Source organism: Roseobacter litoralis Och 149 (genome assembly GCF_000154785.2).
Classification (GTDB): Bacteria; Pseudomonadota; Alphaproteobacteria; order Rhodobacterales; family Rhodobacteraceae; genus Roseobacter; species Roseobacter litoralis.
This window is the reverse complement of the sequence record NC_015730.1, coordinates 3,237,127-3,254,979: the sequence shown is the minus strand read 5'-3', so window position 1 is coordinate 3,254,979 and position 17,853 is coordinate 3,237,127. Positions and strand designations below refer to the sequence as shown.

General features: G+C 59.8%; 13 protein-coding genes. 12 read left to right on the top strand and 1 reads right to left on the bottom strand.

The window, feature by feature from the left end:
- The first annotated feature begins 98 nt into the window (after window positions 1-98).
- The 11 genes from RLO149_RS15425 to RLO149_RS15375 all read left to right on the top strand — a co-directional run bounded on the left by RLO149_RS15425 (window position 99) and on the right by RLO149_RS15375 (window position 12,205).
- Entirely contained in the window at window positions 99-557 is a 459-nt protein-coding gene (locus RLO149_RS15425; protein ID WP_013963034.1) for a MarR family winged helix-turn-helix transcriptional regulator, read from the top strand.
- Window positions 558-708: 151 nt separating this feature from the next.
- On the top strand, window positions 709-1,551 hold the full coding sequence (locus RLO149_RS15420) for an FAD binding domain-containing protein (RefSeq protein WP_013963033.1): 843 nt from the start codon (window positions 709-711) through the stop codon (window positions 1,549-1,551).
- Window positions 1,552-4,293 carry a molybdopterin-dependent oxidoreductase gene (locus RLO149_RS15415; RefSeq protein WP_013963032.1) on the top strand — a complete coding sequence of 914 codons (2,742 nt, stop codon included), beginning with the start codon at window positions 1,552-1,554 and terminating at the stop codon, window positions 4,291-4,293.
- Window positions 4,286-5,776: a hypothetical protein gene (locus RLO149_RS15410; protein ID WP_013963031.1), complete on the top strand. Its 1,491-nt coding sequence runs from the start codon at window positions 4,286-4,288 to the stop codon at window positions 5,774-5,776. The genes RLO149_RS15415 and RLO149_RS15410 overlap by 8 nt, the downstream gene beginning before the upstream one ends.
- Window positions 5,777-5,780: 4 nt before the next feature.
- Window positions 5,781-6,659 (top strand): UPF0280 family protein, encoded by an 879-nt coding sequence (locus RLO149_RS15405; RefSeq protein WP_013963030.1) that lies wholly within the window; start codon window positions 5,781-5,783, stop codon window positions 6,657-6,659.
- Window positions 6,652-7,233: an amino acid synthesis family protein gene (locus tag RLO149_RS15400; protein WP_013963029.1), complete on the top strand. Its 582-nt coding sequence runs from the start codon at window positions 6,652-6,654 to the stop codon at window positions 7,231-7,233. The genes RLO149_RS15405 and RLO149_RS15400 overlap by 8 nt, the downstream gene beginning before the upstream one ends.
- Window positions 7,230-7,814 (top strand): amino acid synthesis family protein, encoded by a 585-nt coding sequence (locus tag RLO149_RS15395; RefSeq protein WP_013963028.1) that lies wholly within the window; start codon window positions 7,230-7,232, stop codon window positions 7,812-7,814. The genes RLO149_RS15400 and RLO149_RS15395 overlap by 4 nt, the downstream gene beginning before the upstream one ends.
- Window positions 7,815-8,219: 405 nt before the next feature.
- Window positions 8,220-9,041, top strand: coding sequence for a ferredoxin--NADP reductase (locus RLO149_RS15390; RefSeq protein WP_013963027.1), 822 nt, complete (start codon window positions 8,220-8,222; stop codon window positions 9,039-9,041).
- A 262-nt stretch (window positions 9,042-9,303) separates the two neighbouring features.
- On the top strand, window positions 9,304-10,287 hold the full coding sequence (locus RLO149_RS15385; protein ID WP_013963026.1) for a TRAP transporter substrate-binding protein: 984 nt from the start codon (window positions 9,304-9,306) through the stop codon (window positions 10,285-10,287).
- A gap of 73 nt (window positions 10,288-10,360) precedes the next feature.
- Window positions 10,361-10,939, top strand: a complete 579-nt coding sequence (locus RLO149_RS15380; RefSeq protein WP_013963025.1) for a TRAP transporter small permease — start codon at window positions 10,361-10,363, stop codon at window positions 10,937-10,939.
- A gap of 3 nt (window positions 10,940-10,942) precedes the next feature.
- Window positions 10,943-12,205: a TRAP transporter large permease gene (locus tag RLO149_RS15375; RefSeq protein ID WP_013963024.1), complete on the top strand. Its 1,263-nt coding sequence runs from the start codon at window positions 10,943-10,945 to the stop codon at window positions 12,203-12,205.
- A 71-nt stretch (window positions 12,206-12,276) separates the two neighbouring features.
- Here the strand turns inward: RLO149_RS15375 and RLO149_RS15370 are convergent, their stop codons facing one another.
- A complete protein-coding gene (locus tag RLO149_RS15370) occupies window positions 12,277-15,306 on the bottom strand; it encodes a calcium-binding protein (protein WP_013963023.1) in 3,030 nt (1,009 codons plus the stop codon).
- A gap of 379 nt (window positions 15,307-15,685) precedes the next feature.
- On the opposite strand from RLO149_RS15370, the gene RLO149_RS15365 reads away from it, so the two are divergent.
- The gene (locus tag RLO149_RS15365; RefSeq protein WP_013963022.1) at window positions 15,686-17,845 is read left to right on the top strand and encodes a NosR/NirI family protein; all 2,160 of its coding nucleotides are present in this window, start codon (window positions 15,686-15,688) and stop codon (window positions 17,843-17,845) included.
- Window positions 17,846-17,853: the final 8 nt, after the last annotated feature.

Here is a 17,853-nt window from a genome sequence, read left to right as displayed (position 1 = left end):
CACGCAGGGGGGCAACGCATCATGCTCGCGTCGACCTTGGGTGCGATTTTTCACCGTGCCATTCGCCGCCGTACCTGCCCTGACTTCGGAGAGATCAATTGCCAACTGCCCGGGAAAACAAGACCGCCTCCAAGCAACCCTATCGCCTTGATGAACAGGTCGGTTATCTGCTGCGCCTCGCAACGCAACGGCATGCGCACATCCTGCAGGATCACCTGCCGCATGATCTGACGCCGACCCAATTCGCGGCATTGATGCGACTGGCCGAACTTGGCACCTGTTCGCAAAATGAGCTTGGCCGTCAAATTGCGGTCGATGCCGCCACGATCAAGGGTGTCGTTGACCGGTTGCGCAAGAAAGGTTTCGTGGTGACGCATCCGGATGCGGGCGACAAACGCCGTCTGATGTTGTCGCTGGTGTCGGGGTTGGACGATATGATCGCCGCGTTGCATGAAACGGGGTTTCACATCTCGGAAAAGACGCTGGCCCCTCTGGACCCGAAGGAGCGTGCCGATTTCGTGCGGCTTCTGAAAAAGGCCGCATTTGCGGAACATTGAGGCCGGTGAAAAAACCGACGGTCGGCGGCCCTAACGCCTCAAGGAAAAGTTTGACTCGCGTCAGAAAGTGCTATTATTGTTCGTATACAAATGACCAGCGTTAGCGCCGTGATCTGATCGCGGCATCAAGCGGAAATCGAGAGGTGCACAATTGTCCTATGCAATGCCCTTAACGCTCCCCGAAGCGCTTGCCCTGCTGCGTGATGGTTCACCGCGTATCATCGCGGGGTGCACGGATTTCTTTCCCGCGCAAGCGCCGGGTGCGCGCACGGAGAGCATTCTCGACATCACGGCGATCTCGGACTGTCGGGGCATTAGCGAAATAGCAGACGGCTGGCGGATCGGTGCTGCGGCCTCTTGGACAGATGTTGTGCGCGCGCCGCTGCCCCCCGCTTTTGATGCGCTGAAGCTGGCCGCACGCGAGGTTGGGTCGATACAGATACAAAACCGGGGCACTGTCGTGGGCAACCTATGCAATGCCTCACCCGCCGCAGACGGTGTGCCGCCGCTGCTGGCGCTGAATGCAAAGGTCGAGATTGCATCCTGCGACGCCACCCGCACCGTGCCGCTCAACGCCTTTATTCAGGGGGTGCGCAAGGTTGATCTGGCGGCCGATGAGATGGTCGTTGCCGTGATCGTCCCCAAGGTTACTACCAGTGCGCAGAGCGCATTTCTAAAACTCGGCAGTCGGAAACATCTGGTGATTTCCATCGCGATGGTTGCAGCCGTCGTAGAGGTGCAAAACGGTATGCTGTCGGATGTGCGCGTCGCCGTTGGCAGCTGTTCTGCCGTGGCGCAGCGTCTGCCGGGCCTTGAGGCGCGGCTGATCGGGTGCGCTGTCGGTGATGTTCCCACGCTGGATTTCGCGGCACAAGACAGCCTCGCACCGCTTACGCCGATTTCTGACGTGCGCGGATCAGCGGAATACAGAATGGATGTGGCGGCCGAACTGTGTCGGCGCGCCGTGGTTCAGGCCTGTGAGGGAGTATCGTAGATGGATGGGCAAATCCCTGAGGCAGGTGTCACGTTTACGTTGAATGGCGAAACCGTCAACGTGTCGCCAACCACCGGTGAGCGGCTGTCTGAGACGCTGCGCGAACGTCTGGGCGCGCGCGATGTCAAGATTGGCTGCAACGCAGGCGACTGCGGGGCCTGTTCGGTTTTGCTGGATGGTGAAACCGTCTGCGCCTGTCTGATGACGACGCAGCAGGCGCGTGGCCGCGTGATCGAGACCGTGTCGCGTCTGGTGGCAGATGACCCGCTGGCACAGCGTCTGGCGGAGAGCTTTCAGGATCATGGTGCGGCCCAATGCGGCATCTGCACACCGGGCATGATGGTGTCAGCGGTGGCGCTGTTGCGGCGTGACAGCGCGCCGAGCGAAGAGGATATTCAGGATGCGCTGGCCGGTGTGCTGTGCCGCTGCACCGGGTATCGCAAGATCATTGACGCGGTCGCGAACCTGCCCGGTAACCTTGTTGCCGATGGTGGGGCGGGGGCGGCGATCCGCCGTGTAGACGGAGCCGACAAGCTGTCTGGTGCCGAACGGTTCGGCGATGATGTGGCGCCGTCCGGCACGCTTGAAATCCGCGTCGTGCGGTCGCCTTTTGCCCATGCGGGGTTCTCGTTCGGGGATATTGACGCTTGGGTCGCGGCGCAAAATGGGGTCGAGGCAGTGCTGACCGCCGACGATGTTCCCGGCACGAACTGCCATGGTGTGATCCCGGCCTTTGCGGATCAGCCCGTTTTTGCCGAAAATACCGTGCGGTTCCGGGGCGAAGCGGTGGCGGCGGTGGTCGGCACACCCGAGGCGATTGCCCAATTTCGGGCTGAGGATTTCCCGATCACGTGGAGCGAACGCGATTCCCTTATGACGGTAAGCAACGCGCGTGCCGAAGGCGCACCATCCTTGCACGAAGATCGAGAAGGCAACCTGATGTGCGAGGGGTTGGTTGCCTGCGGTGATGCGCAAGCGGCGCTGGCGGCTGCTGATGTGGTGGTCGAAGGTGCCTTTGACAGCGGTTTCGTCGAACACGCCTACATCGAACCCGAGGCCGGTTTCGCCGAAGTGGTCGACGGGCGCGTGGAAATTCACGTCTGCACACAGGCCCCGGTGATGAACCTTGAGGCGCTTGAGATCATTCTGGGCATGGATCGCGATCGCATCCGGATCGTGCCGACGGGGGTGGGCGGTGGCTTTGGCTCCAAACTTGATCTGTCGGTGCAGCCCTACCTCGCGATCGCCGCCCTCAAGACCGGGCGTCCCGTGCGGCTTACCTACAGCCGGACGGAGTCGATGCAATCATCCACCAAACGGCACCCATCGGAAATCAAACTCAAGATCGGGGCTACGAAGGACGGCAAGATCAGCGGCTTTGATTTCTTCGGGGCGTTCAACACCGGGGCCTATGCGTCCTGGGGGCCAACCGTGGCAAACCGCGTGCCGGTCCATGCATCGGGTCCTTACCGCGTCGCTGATTATCGCGCGATCTCAAACGGGGTGCACACCCATTGCCCGCCCGCCGGGGCCTTTCGTGGCTTTGGTGTCCCGCAATCCGCCATCGCGCAGGAAAGTCTGTTTGACGAGCTGGCCGCGAAACTGGGCATGGACGCGCTGGACTTCCGGCTTTTGAACGTCCTGCAAGACTGCGTTCCAACGGTCTGTGGGCAGGTGTTCGAACAAGGGGTCGGTGCCAAGGCCTGCCTTGAAGCGCTGCGCGATGACTGGACAGCGGAACGCGCCAAGGCCGAGGCGTTCAATCGTGATAATGACAACCCAAGGAAACGTGGGGTCGGGATCGCGGCGGGCTGGTATGGCTGTGGCAACACCAGTCTCCCGAACCCGTCGATCATCAAGGCGGGGGTGCGTGCTGACGGCACGATTGTGCTGCATCAGGGGGCGGTGGATATCGGGCAAGGCTCCAACACGGTCGTCTCTCAGATCTTTGCCACCGCACTGGGCGCGCGCGTCAGCGACGTGACCCGCGTGGGGGGAGATACGGACATCACACCGGATGCGGGCAAGACATCCGCGTCGCGCCAGACCTTCGTGTCGGGCAATGCCGCGCGTCTGTGTGGCGAAGCGCTGCGCGCTCTGATCCTGCGTCATGCCAATGCGTCCGAAGATGCTGAACTGCGGTTTGTTGACGGCGCGATTGCCGTGTTGGAAGAGGGCCGGGAACATCGCATCGACACCTCTGCCATGCACGCGGACGCCGAAGGCTACGTGTTCTGTGCGACGGAAAGCTATGATCCGCCCACCAAGCCGATGGATTCCAATGGTCAGGGTGCGCCATACGCGCAATTCGGTTATGCCGCGCAATTGGCCGTGGTCGAAGTCGACACCGCGCTTGGCACCGTCAAGCCGATCCGGTTTGTGGCGGCCCATGATGTCGGCCATGCAATCAACCCGATGCTGGTCGAAGGCCAGATACAGGGGGGCATCGCTCAAGGGCTCGGCATGGCGTTGATGGAGGAATATATTCCGGGACGGACGGAAAACCTGCACGATTATCTTATTCCCACCATCGGTGATATCCCGCCGATTACCTCGATCATCCTTGAGGTGCCCGATGCGCATGGGCCTTACGGCGCCAAGGGTCTGGGCGAACATGTCCTGATCCCGACCGCCCCTGCCTTGCTGAATGCGATCACCCATGCCACCGGTGTGCGGGTGGCTTCGGTTCCCGTCACACCTGCAAAACTGCGCAAGGCCATTCGGAGCAAGACCAATGGATAAACCCGCCCGCGTCAAACCTGAGAAAATCCGCTGCGATGCCTGTCCGGTGCTGTGCTATATCGCGGATGGGAAAACCGGCGCATGTGATCGCTATGCCAATTCGGGCGGTGAGCTGATCCGGCTGGACCCGCTGACCATTATCGAAGGGGCGCGCGAGAAGGGCGTGCAATCGGTGCCCTTTCTGAACGGGGGCGATGGGCAGGATTGGGACGGGGATCTGGTGCAGGCCAACCGGCCGTTTATCACCGCCGTCGGGGCCGGCACGACCTATCCCGATTACAAACCCGCGCCCTTTATCGTCAGCCAGACGGTCGATGATGCGGATATGGTGACCGTCGTGACCGAAGGGATTTTCAGCTACTGCGGCGTGAAGGTTAAGATCGACACGGACCGTTTCCTTGGCCACGAGCGCGAGATCGTGCGCTGTCAGGGGGAACCCGTGGGCCATGTCATGACCAGCGAATATGGCTCAAAGATGTTGTCGCTGGGCGGCGTGGAACACCTGACGGGTGGCACCAAGAAAGAGGGTCGTGTGACCTGTGATGCGTTGCTAAAGCTGTGCAATTGCGAAGCGGTTGAACTGACCATCGACAACGGTGTGACCATCGTGGTTCAGGCGGGCAAGCCGCCGATTGTAAACGGGGTGCCGGAAAAGCTGATGCGCGTAGGCTGCGGCTCTGCTGCCATCGGGATGTTCGCATCGCAATGGGTGGACCATGTGGATGAGGTTGTCGTGGTCGATGACCATATCACCGGTGTCCTGTCCGAACATCAGGCGGGCAAGATGCTGGAAGTGCCCCCCACGGGTATCAAGATCAATGGCCGTCGCTCGACACCGGGGCGCTATTTTCAGGTGGCAGAGCCCGGCACCGGCTGGGGTGGTACCGATGTGGATGACCCCCTGACGATCCTCAAGCCGTGGAATGCCGATGTGGCTTGGCAAGGGCTGCGCCTGCTGATGGTCTCGACCACGGGCGAGCAATTCGCCTATTTCGAGCTTGATGCCGATCTGCAACCGCAACCGCAGCCCTTGCCCGATGCATTGCAAGTCTCGGTCGAACGCATTGCGGAGAACTGCGAACCATCGGTTTGCTCGGTTCTGTTCATGGGGGGAGCCGGCGGATCACTGCGCGCCGGGGTGACGGAAAACCCCGTCAAGCTGACCAATTCTGTCAAGGATTCACTGACCCATGTGTCGTGCGGTGGGGCGAACGCCTATGTCTGGCCCGGCGGCGGGATCACGGTCATGGCAGATGTGTTGGAAATGCCGTCGAACTCCTTTGGCTATGTGCCGACCCCGGCTCTGGTTGCCCCGATCGAATTCACGATGCGCCTGTCAGATTATGCAGCGCTTGGCGGGCATGTCGAAGCCGTGCGCCCGATTGATGAGGTGCTCACACCCAATGTCCGGCGGGTCGATCAGATTGACCCGGACGCCAACCCGACCGCGCGGCATAATTACCGCTGGCGTCCGGAGCAATGAGGCCATGAGCAAACCGGTCGTGGCACTGCTGGAAGGGGGGCGCAGGCTGCATTTGCAGCACGGGCCGATTGATCTGATTATCGGTGCTGACCCTGTGGGCGCGGGGACACGTCAGCAGGCCTTCAAGGCGGCCAAGGAGCGGTTTGACACGATCCTTGAGGGTTTGTGCAGGGAGTTGCCGCAGCATCGCACCCAATTGACGCCCGATACGCCGATGCCTCGGGATGTGACCGCGCAGCGCATGTACCGTGCGGCGTGTCCTTTTTGCAGCACGACGTTTGTGACCCCGATGAGCGCTGTGGCCGGATCGGTCGCGGATGAGGTTCTGGCCGCCATGGTCGCGGCCTGTCCGCTGGATCGGGCCTATGTGAACAATGGCGGGGACATCGCGGTGCATCTTGCCCCGGGGGCGACCTTCTCGGTGGCCATGGCAGGGCTTGAGGGGGGTGATCTTGGACGCTTGCGCTTTGGCGCTGAGGCGGGCATCGGCGGTATTGCCACCAGTGGGGCGGGGGGGCGTAGCCTCTCGCGGGGCATTGCGGATAGTGTCAGCGTTCTTGCCCGCAGTGCTGCGCAGGCCGATGTGGCCGCAACCCTGATTGCGAACGCCGTTGATCTGCCCGACCATCCGGCAATCCGGCGCAGGCCCGCCCATGACGTTCAGCCCGACAGTGACCTTGGCGCGCGGGCTGTTGTAACCGCTGTTGGTGCCTTGTCTGTCATGGATCGCGCACGCGCGCTTGCAGCCGGGCGCGCGGTGGCGGATGACATGCAGCGCGCAGGGCATATTCTTGGCGCGGCCCTGTTTTTGCAGGGCGAAACAACACAAACCGGTGACATGTTCATCCGGACTGAAATCAAGATGGAGATCGAACATGCCTGAGCTTGAAACCCGCAAACGTGCCCTCATCGTTGAGGAAATCTATCACGAAGGCGGTCCGGTGGCTGATACCCCCTTGCTGCGCGGTGCTGCGCTGGCGGTGATCACCAATCCTTTTGCCGGACGGTTTGAACCTGAAATTCAGGGGTTCATGGACGTGCTGCGCCCTCTCGGGCTGGATATGGCGCAAAAGCTGGCGGTGGCGCTTGGCGGTGCTGATCAGATCGAAGGGTACGGTAAGGCCTCGCTTGTGGGATCGGCGGGCGAGCTTGAACACGGCGCGCTCTGGCATGCGCCGGGTGGCTATGCGATGCGCGAAGTCATCGGGGGCACCAAGGCGATCGTGCCGTCAGCCAAGAAAGTCGGGGGCACGGGCGCGCGGATCGACGTGCCGATCACCCATATCAACGCCTCCTATGTGCGCAGTCATTTTGACTCCATGGAGGTCGGGTTGAATGATGCGCCCCGCGCGGGCGAAATGCTGTTGGCTCTGGTCATGACCACGGGGCCGCGTGTCCATTCGCGCTCCGGCGGTCTCGAAGCGGCGGATATCAAGGGAGAGGATGGCCTGAAATGAGTGCGAAAATCCGGAAAATCGCGACGTTTACCGAGGAAACCCACATCGAAGGCGGGCGTGACATTACCCCCTCGACCCGCAAAGCCGTGGCCGTGGCCGTGATCGAGAACCCGTTCGCGGGTCAATACGTTGAGGATTTGACACCCCTGATGGATATCGGTGCTGATCTTGGTGGGCTATTGGGCGCGCGCGCGGTGGCGGCTTTGGGCGTAACTCCCGACAGGATCGAAAGCTACGGCAAGGCCGCGATGGTGGGCGAGAATGGCGAGTTGGAGCATGCCGCCGCAATCCTGCATCCCAAGTTGGGTGCGCCGCTGCGCCAAGCCGTGGAAAAGGGCGCGGCTTTGGTGCCATCGTCGAAAAAACGCGGTGGCTTGGGGCAGGACCTTGACGTGCCGCTGGGTCATAAGGATGCGGCCTATGTGAGGTCCCATTTCGACGGGGTCGAAGTCCGCCTGAATGATGCACCACGCCCGAATGAAATCCTTGTTGCGGTGGCCGTGACAGACAGCGGGCGACCTTTGCCACGTGTCGGTGGGCTGACCCACGACGCGGCGGAAGGCAAAGACGGTCTGCGCTAAACCACCATTCGGCACATCCAACACGCGATGATGCCGAAAGAAGGATACGATGACGTATGCGCCACCGTTTGAACATTGTGGTCTAAGGCGCGTGTCAGTCTTTTTTTTATACAATCTGAACAAGTCCTGTGCCCGAAGAGTGGGCGCGGGGCTTAATCCAATGCGATTTGGTGTCAAACGGTGGGTGCTCTGCCGACGCGGCAAATACATATTGACAGCCACAGTGGGTCGAATTATTGTTTGTATACAAATGATATTTGAAGCTTTTGTATCCGTACCCACCTGAACGTGGCTTTGGCAGGGCAGGGGCTTAACCTGACCGAGTAACGCAGAAATCGGCGTTTCTTTCATAACCATATCGCACCCCATGGACCGTGCGCTGAACAGTGAGGATCGAGGCAGATCATGAACGAATTCACTCCGATTGTGCAGGGCAGCGCTGCCTCCTTCGCGATACCGGCAGGCGTTTTTGCCCAGACCGTCACCGCCGTCGAACATTTCACAGACCGCCTGTTCAAGTTCCGTATCACCCGGCCCGCGAGTTTTCGCTTCCGTTCCGGTGAATTTGTGATGATCGGGCTGCCCAACGCGGAAAAGCCGGTGTATCGCGCCTATTCAATTGCCAGCCCGTCCTGGGACGAGGAGATCGAGTTCTATTCGATCAAAGTGCCGGGCGGGCCGCTGACCGGCCATCTGCAAAAGATCAAAGCCGGCGATACGGTCCTGATGCGCAAAAAGCCCACGGGCACGCTGGTGAATGATGCGTTACTGCCGGGTAAGCGGCTCTATATGTTCTCCACCGGCACCGGGATCGCGCCTTTTGCATCGCTGATCCGTGATCCCGATACTTACGACAAATTCGATGAGGTTATCCTGACCCATACCTGCCGCGAGGTGAATGAGCTGAAATACGGTCAGCAGCTGGTTGCCGAATGCCTTGAGGACCCGCTGGTCGGCGAGTTCGCAACCGGACGCCTGCGCCACTACACCAGCGTCACGCGCGAAGCCTACCCGTTCACGGGGCGGATCACGGATCTGATGGCGTCGGGCAAGCTGTTCGAGGATCTGGGGGTTGCGCCCATCTCGCCCGAGACCGATCGCGGCATGATCTGCGGATCAATGGCGATGCTGAACGACACGAAGGCAACGCTTGAAGGTTTCGGTCTCGTTGAAGGGGCGAATAACAAGCCCGCAACCTTTGTGGTGGAACGCGCCTTCGTCGACTGATCGCAGGGTGGCGCTGCCATCTCATGCGCACTCCCTGAATGCTCGGGTAAACATGGTGAAATCTCGCGCGTTTGGTCAAAACGCGGACCCTTGCGCGTTGTTTTTCGCTGAAAAAACTTGACCTGCACGTCTGTGCTGCGAATGTATGTATGCAAATGAGATGTTCAGGGTGGCCTCCGGCCGAATTCGACGGTGGCCTAAGGACACGGATTTGAATAGTTTCAGGCCATGCAGAATGTATGGCTGTCAGGGAGATCACAAAATGTCGAAATTCACTACGTTCGCGGCTGTTGCATTTGCGGTGCTGGCGCTGCCATTCTCCGCATCGGCGCAGGACCGCGAGTTCCGTCTTGGTCTTATCACGCCGCCGGTTCATGTCTGGAATCAGGAGGTCGCAGCGCTCAGCGATACGCTGTCCGAGATGTCGGATGGCAGGTTTACGGTCGTGGCGTTCCCTTCAGGTCAGTTGGGCAGTGAAACGACGATGCTGCAACAATTGCAGACCGGCGCACTTGATATGGCGTGGCTGACATCGGCCGAGATTACCAACCGCGTGCCCGCCATGGGCGCTCTGCATGCGCCGTTCCTGGTCGATAACATCGGCGATGCCGCCAAAGTGCTACGTTCGGATGTGGCCCGCGAAATCCTTGGCGAACTGCCTCGGGCGACCGGAACGGTTGGGGTCTGCTATGCCATGACGGGCATGCGCCAGCTTTTGACCCAGAACCCGGTTGCAAGTGCGGCTGAACTGGACGGCTTGCGTTTCCGCATTACACCCGCCCCGCCGATCCGAACGTTTTTTGAGATGTTCGGCGCGGCCCCCGCACCCATGCCGCTGACACAGGTTTATGACGCTCTGGCCAACGGGCAGATCGACGCGATCGACATGGACCACGAGTCGATCATCAACTTTGGCTACTACGACCATGCGACATATATGATGGAGACAAACCACCACCTGTTCGGGATGGTGGCGCTGGTTTCTGGTCGCGTCTGGGCTGGCCTTTCGCCCGAAGATCAAATGATCCTGCGCGACGCGATCCAGATCCACTGTGACCGCACCATCGACCGTTTTGTCGAAGGTGAAGACGCCAAGCTGGAGCAGCTGCGCCAAGTTGAGGGCCTGAGCATCACCGAGAATGTGGGCCCTGAGTTTTTTGGCGACATCGTTGCGCGCTGGGACGCGGAATGGGCCGAGCAGACGCCCTATGTCCAGCGTATGCGTGATCTGGTCGCTGATTTCTGATCCAACTCATTTTAGCACACGGCAGTCATCGCGGCTGCCCTGTGCCCATTGAAAAGACGAGAGACGCGCGTTCATGCTCAGTCGATCCATCAGCAGACTGTCTGCGGTTATCGCCAGTATCGAAAAGGTGTTGCTCATGCTGCTGGTGCTCATGATTTTCATTTTCGTGCTGATGAATGTCATTCTGCGTGTCTTTGGCATCACCATCGCATGGGCGGATGAAGTCGCGGTCTATTCGATGATCGTCAGCGGGTTTCTGGGCGCATCGCTTATGCTGCGTGCGCGTATCGACCCGGCTGTGCTTCTGGTCTACGAGTTGACCTCTGCGCGGGTTATCCGGGCGTTGCGAACCGCAGTGTCCTTTGCCACCGTGCTCTTTGGCGTGTTGCTATGTTATTTTTGCTGGCTCTGGTTTGATCCGCTGGCCCTTGCCGCTGCCGGTTTCGACATTCCGACCTTTGAAGGGGCCACGTTCAATTTCACCTATACGGATACGACCCCGGTCATGGGCGTGCCGCTGTTTTACATCTATCTGATCATGCCGTGGTTCGCCCTTGCGATCACCATCCATGCGATCACGAACCTTGCTGAAGACATGGGGTTTGTCGCGCGCCCCAAAGGTCTGTTGTCTGACCTGCAGGCCGGGGAGTAACCCGTGACCGGAGCCGCCTTTTTCGTCCTGCTGGTCATCGGCGTGCCCATCGGCATCGTGTTGTCGCTTGCGGCGGTCGTATTCATCCTATGGACCGGCAACGGCCTGCTTTTGAACAGCTACGGTTTGCAAATGTTCAGCGCGCTGAACAACTTCGGCCTCTTGGCGATCCCGTTGTTCATTCTGATCGGCGAGTTGATGAACGGGGCGGGTATTACCCAACGGCTGGTCCGGCTGGCCGCGACCTTTATTGGCGCGGTCCGTGGCGGGCTCGCCTATATCAACCTGATTGCCAATATGATGGTGGCCTCGATCCTCGGGTCGGCCACGGCGCAGATCGCGATGATGTCGCAGGTCATGGTGCCGGAAATGGAAAAGGAAGGCTACAAACGCGAATTTGCCACCGCCGTCACCGCCTTTGGAGGTTTGCTGGGGCCGATCATCCCGCCGTCCATCGTCTTCGTGGTCTATGCGGTGCTCGCGCAGGTTGCGGTGCGCGATATGTTGGTCGCGGGCATCCTTCCGGGTCTGATTCTGACGGCCCTGTTCATTGGCACGATTGCCTTTCTTGGCATCTGGCACAGCTATCCGAGGGGGCAAAAGGTCACCTGGCCCGACCGGTGGATGGCAGTGCGTAAGGCGTTGCCGATGCTGTCGATCCCCGCGGTGATCATCGGCACCATTCTGGGCGGTTTCGGCTCGCCCACCGAGGCGGCAGCACTTGGCGCGCTTTGTGCGGCGCTGCTGGGTTTCATCACCCGGACGCTCAAGCTGTCGGACCTGCCCAAGATTCTGCTGCGCACGGGCATCAATTCGGCGCTGGTGCTCTTTCTGGTGGCGGCGGCAGGCGTGTTTTCATGGGTGCTGGTGTTCGGGCAGGTGCCACAGGCGGCAGCGGCGTGGATACAAACTGTGGCCACGTCGCCTGCGGGTTTCATGTTGCTGGTGCTGGTCATGCTGCTGCTGGTCGGTACGGTGATCGACGGGATACCCGGGCTGATCATGGTGGTGCCCATCCTGCTGCCCATCGCGACCGAAGTCTACGGCATCCATCCGGTGCATTTCGGGGTTGTGGTGTCGATCAACCTGATACTGGGGCTTTTGTCGCCTCCGGTTGGCATCGGTCTTTACGTGGCCGCCTCCGTGGCGCGGGTCAGTCCGCTGAAGGTCTTCCGCGTGGCGGTGCCCTTTTTCATCGTGACCTGTTGTGTCTTGGTCCTGTTGGCGCTGGTACCGTCAATCAGCCTGTTTTTCCTCGATCCGTAGCGCCGGGCATGCCCACCACGCGGGCTCTGTGTTGAGCGGCGCGTGGTGGTTTTTCAGGTCAAGGGCGTGCTTCAGACGATGAAGTCACCCAAGGTGTAATCTGCCGCCGAGGTGCCCGCACCGTCGTTGATCTGGACGGCGAACTCGATCGTGGCGTCGTTGTCGATGTTCCCGAACAGCAGTGTCGGCCCGCCTGCGTTCTCGACCCAAAGCGCGCCTGCACCAAAGGACAGGGCCGATGCGGTCGTCTGCAGCCCGAGGAAGGTAAAGGCCTGATTTCCCCCGACTGTGGTGTCCGCGTCGATGGCGGAGACGTCGATGATGTCGCCATTGGCCACGCCGATGCCATCGATGCCGACAATCGTGTCTCTGCTGGCAAGGTTGGAATCCGCCACACTGGAGAACACAAACGTGTCGCCCAAGGCCCCGCCGATCAGGATGTCCGCGCCCGTGCCGCCAACCAGCGTGTCGCGCCCGTTGTTGCCCTCAAGCCGGTCATCCCCGATGCCGCCATTGAGGAAGTCAAAGCCATCACCGCCGAACAACCGGTCATTGCCTGACTGGCCAAAGAGTTCATCATCCTGCTGGTTGCCCTGCAGGAAGTCATCGCCAGAACCGCCCAACAGAGTGTCCTCATTGGCGCCACCAAACAGCGTATCGTTGCCCGTTCCGCCATTCAGCAAATCATCGCCGCCGCCGCCGCGCAACTCATCCGCCCCGCTGTCGCCCTGCAGTATGTCGTTACCGATCTGACCTACAAGGATGTCATTGCCATCCCCGCCCTGAATGGAGTCGTCCCCGGCGCTGCCGTCCATCAGGTCATTGCCATCGCCACCGCGCAGGACGTCGTTGCCATCGCCGCCAAAGGCTTCGTCGTCGCCTTCGTCGCCGTCGATAATATCGACCCCAGTGCCACCGCGGAACACGTCGTTGCCGAGGCCGCCCTCCATCATGTCATTGCCGTCGTTGCCGATCAGCAGATCGTCACCGTCGCCCCCTTCCATGTCGTCATTGCCAGTGCCGCCATACATGATGTCGTTGCCATCGCCGCCGTCGATCTCGTCATTGCCGTCACCGCCGTTCAGGATGTCGCTGCCAAGGCCACCGATCAATTCGTCATTGCCCCCAAGGCCGAGAATCCGGTCATTTCCGGCCCCGCCATCCATCTCATTGGCGCTTGACGTGCCAAGCAACTCATCATTGCCACTGCCGGAAATGATATTCTCGAAGTTGGTAAAGACCTCGCCCGCGAAATTCGTCAGCCCGGTCGCAAGATTGACGACATAGGAGCCGTTGAACAAAGTCGTGTTCAGCGTATCAACCCCGGTGCCCCCATCAAGGGTTTCCGGCAAGCCAAGCCCGGCAAAGATCAGGTCATCCCCCGCCTCGCCAAAGATCGTATCGGTCCCCGAAGACGTCGCGGTATCATTGCCATCGCCAAGGAAAATCGTGTCACTTCCTGAGCTTGCCTCTACCGTGTCGTTGCCCGCACCAGTGTTGATCGTGTCATTGCCCGCCCCGGCATTCACCGTGTCATTGCCACTGCCGGTGGTAATGACATTTGCACCGACTGTCCCGGTGATCGTGGTATTGCCGTTGCCGGTGACGACGTTCTCGAAGTTGACAAAGGATTCGGGCGCAAAGTTGGTCACGCCTGTGACGAGGTTGATTTCATAGGTGCCGTTGAACAGCGTGGTGTTCAGCGTATCGATGCCGGTACCGCCGTCGAGCGTTTCAAAGGCGGTATTGCTGGCAAAGATGATGTCATTGCCGCCGCCACCAAAATATTCGCCACCGCCGGACGAGGCATTGATGATGTCATCTCCACCCTGGCCGAATACGGTTTTTGAACCTACACCTGCAAGCACGGTCGAGCCACCAATCCCGGTTGTGATCACGTCTGAATCCAGCACATGCGCGCGTTGGCCGTCAAAATCGTCGGGGTCGATCACCGATGGGCGCGGATCCCAGACAGAGGCAAAAATTTCGCCGCCCTGCGCCAGCCAGCTAAACAGGATGCGACCGTCACCTGTGGTGCCGATATCGATCTGCGTGGTGCCTGTGTTTTCAACCGTGAAGGTGGTGCCGTCCGTGGTCCCGTCAGCTTCGTATCGGCGGGCGAACAGGTTGCCGGTTGTATCGTCGTCCCACGCTACAACGAAACCGCCATCGGAAAGGCCGACCACGACTGGCTCGTTTTGAATGTTCGTCCCGGAGGCGACAGCAAGGGGCCCAACTTGAAGAGTGCCTGTGTTGTCGAAGGTACGGACCAGAACATCGCTGTTCAACGTGTAAACAGCGACAAAGCCGCCGCCTTCAAGCGCTGCGATGTCCACTTCGTCACCTTCACTTGCAAGCGCGCGGGCAGGGCCTACGTCAGCGCCCGTCTGGTCGCGGATGACAAATTCAAGACTGGTCGTACCGTTGTCATCTTCGAGGTATGCCGTAACAAAGTTGCCGTTGCTCAAAACTGTCACGTCACCGAGACGGTCAAAATCAATGCTGTTTTGCGCCGATCCGAATTCAGCTGAGAGCACGTTCGCTTCGTCGATGATCCGTGCGTTGATATTGGTGTTTGTGCCGACATCATCGTCGTAGGCGACATAGATGTCATCGTTGGATGCAATCAGGTTGGCTGCAATTTGCGGGTTGCGCAGGAAGTCTGCTGCGACGTTTTCATTATCGATCTGAAACGACGTGCCCGTGCCGGTCTGACGGTCGCCATCGAATTCGAAACGTTCGTAGTAGACGGTGGTCTGGTTCACGTTGCTGATCGAATCGTCGATGTAGGTCATCGCGAAGCCATCATGGGTGGCTGTCAGGTCGAAATCCAGTTCATCATCGAAATTCCGGTCCGAGTTCAGCTGGAACGAATCGCGCACCACATTTCCCTCGGCGTCAAAAATCTTGGCAACGATATCCGTGCCTCGCGCTGTCGCCACAGCCCCCGCGGGGGCATCCTGCCCTGCCGCGTTTTCCTGCCACGCAACGACGAAGTGTCCGTTATTCAATCCGATGATTTTCGGTTCCGATTGGCTGCCAGTCGCGGCGGTGCCAGTGTTCACCTGAAATGCATTGAGCCATACTGTGGGAGTTGCCATGGTGTTAATCCTTTTTTAACCAATACTAAATGACAACATTGTGAGCGTATTGTGGCGATTCGGTCAACAATCCAAATGTCTTAGGGCGAGCCACTGGAAAAGGTCGAGATGGCTGTGGTCTGATACGGGTACCTGTGAACATAAATCCGGCTGCCTTTATGGATGGTATCGGATGTGCGCGCGGTATTATTCTGGGGTGCCATGTTGCGGCACCGGGGTCGGCCAGTGACAACTCTTATCTGTCCTGTCCTGCGGTGTTTCACGCTTGCGCCGCCTGAGATATTCCGGATTGTGAATTTGCGCTGAAAGTCCCGTATCTTGACTTAAGTCAAGGTGTGCCGCACCGCAGTGTCGGAGTGTCGTTCGGGGAGCCGTCGACATGCCAATAGCCCGTGCCTTGATCGTGATCTGTGCACTTTTTCTTTTAAGTGTAACTGGTGCTGTGCGCACAGCATCCGCCGAGACGCTTGCCAGTTTCCTGCCCGATCTTGCGGCCACCGACTTTGCGGCTGATGCCGATGGTTTTGGCGTGATTGATCCTGATACCAAAGTGGCCCCGATTCTACGCGGTGGCGAGACGTTGGGATATGTTTTCCTCACTTCGGATTTTGTCGGCACGACGGGGTATTCGGGCAAGCCAATCCACGTGGTTGCCGCAATCGACCAGGATGCCAACGTCATGGCGGCGCATCTGGTCAAACACTCCGAACCGATTGTCCTGATCGGCATCCCGGACCGTAAGGTGAAGGCCGTGACCGAAGGGTATCGCGGGCTCGACCTCAAGGCCGAAGTGCAAGCCGGTGGTGCGGGGCATGACCTCGATATCATCTCGGGGGCGACCGTCACGATCATGGTGATCGATGACAGCATCGTGCGCGCCGGGATAAAGGTTGCGCGCATGCTGTCGCTGGGCGGTTTGTCGGTAGAGGTCGCGTTGCCCAAGCGTGAAATCGACCGCAGCAGTACGGCGACTGCCGATTGGATGACGCTGACTGGTGATGGCTCTGTGCGCACGCTGGCGCTGGATGTGGGGCAGGTGAACCGCGCGTTTGAACAGGGCGGCGACGAAAAGGCCGCAGCCCGCCCGGAACCCGGCGCGCCCGAAGATACCTTCATTGAAATGACCGCCGCATTGGTCAGCATCCCCGAAATCGGGCGCAGCCTGCTGGGCGAGGCCGAATATGCCAACCTGACCGACTGGCTGGAAGAGGGGGAAGAGGCGATCCTCGTCACCGGGCGCGGCAAATATTCGTTCAAAGGATCGGGCTATGTCCGGGGCGGAATTTTCGACCGCATTCAGCTTATTCAGGGCGACCGCGCGCTGCGCTTTTTTGATAGCGGTCACAAGCGGCTGGGGCGGTTGGACCCTGCGGATGCGCCTGCCTTCACCGAACTTGATATCTTTAAAATCCCCGTCGATGCCGAGTTTGATCCGGCCGAGCCATGGCGGTTGCAACTGCTGGTGCAACGCGCGACCGGTGCCGTGACCAAAGCCTTTGTGACCGTCGATCTGGGCTATCAACTGCCTGAGCGCTTCATCAAACAGGCCCCGGTCGTCCATTCGGCGGTCGAGGATGAAGCGGCGGCCAAAACCGCCCTGTGGCAACGCGTCTGGCGCGACAAACAGGTCGAGATCGCCGTCCTGATCGCGATGCTGCTCACCCTGTCGGCGATCTTCTTCTTTCAGAAGCAGTTCACCAGAAACGCGCGGGTGTTCTATTGGGTCCGCATCGGTTTTCTGACGATGACGCTGGTGTTTTTGGGCTGGATGACGAACGCGCAACTGTCGGTCGTGAACCTGCTGGCGCTTGGCGGGGCTCTGCGGTCTGGCTTTAGCTGGGATGCGTTCCTGCTCGATCCGCTGGTGTTCATCCAGTGGTTCGCGATCGCAGCGGCGCTGTTGTTCTGGGGCCGGGGGGCCTATTGCGGCTGGCTCTGCCCCTTTGGCGCGCTGCAGGAGCTTTCGAACAAGATTGCGCGGGCGGTCAAGGTCCCGCAGTTTGAGCTGCCTTGGGGGCTGCATGAACGCTTGTGGCCGATCAAGTACATGATCTTTCTGGGGCTGTTCGCGGTCTCGCTGACCTCTTTGCCACGCGCCGAAGCGCTGGCCGAGGTCGAGCCGTTCAAGACCGCAATCATCCTGAAGTTCGCGCGTGAATGGCCCTTCGTGGTCTTTGCGCTAAGCATGCTTTTCATCGGATTATTCGTCGAACGATTCTACTGCCGTTATGTCTGCCCCTTGGGGGCAGCACTCGCGATCCCGGCGCGGATGCGCATGTTTGACTGGCTCAAACGGTATCGAGAATGTGGCAACCCCTGCCATACCTGCGCCAATGAATGTCCTGTGCAGGCGATCCATCCGACGGGCGAAATCAACCCCAACGAATGCGTCAACTGCCTGCACTGTCAGGTGCTGTACCAGTCTGACGCAAAATGCCCGGTCATCATCAAACAACTCAAACGCCGCGCCAAAGCAAGCGCCGGCACGGAAGCGCTGGATGCGTTTTCCACAAAACCACCGGTCTTGGAAAAGACCTGAAATAAAGG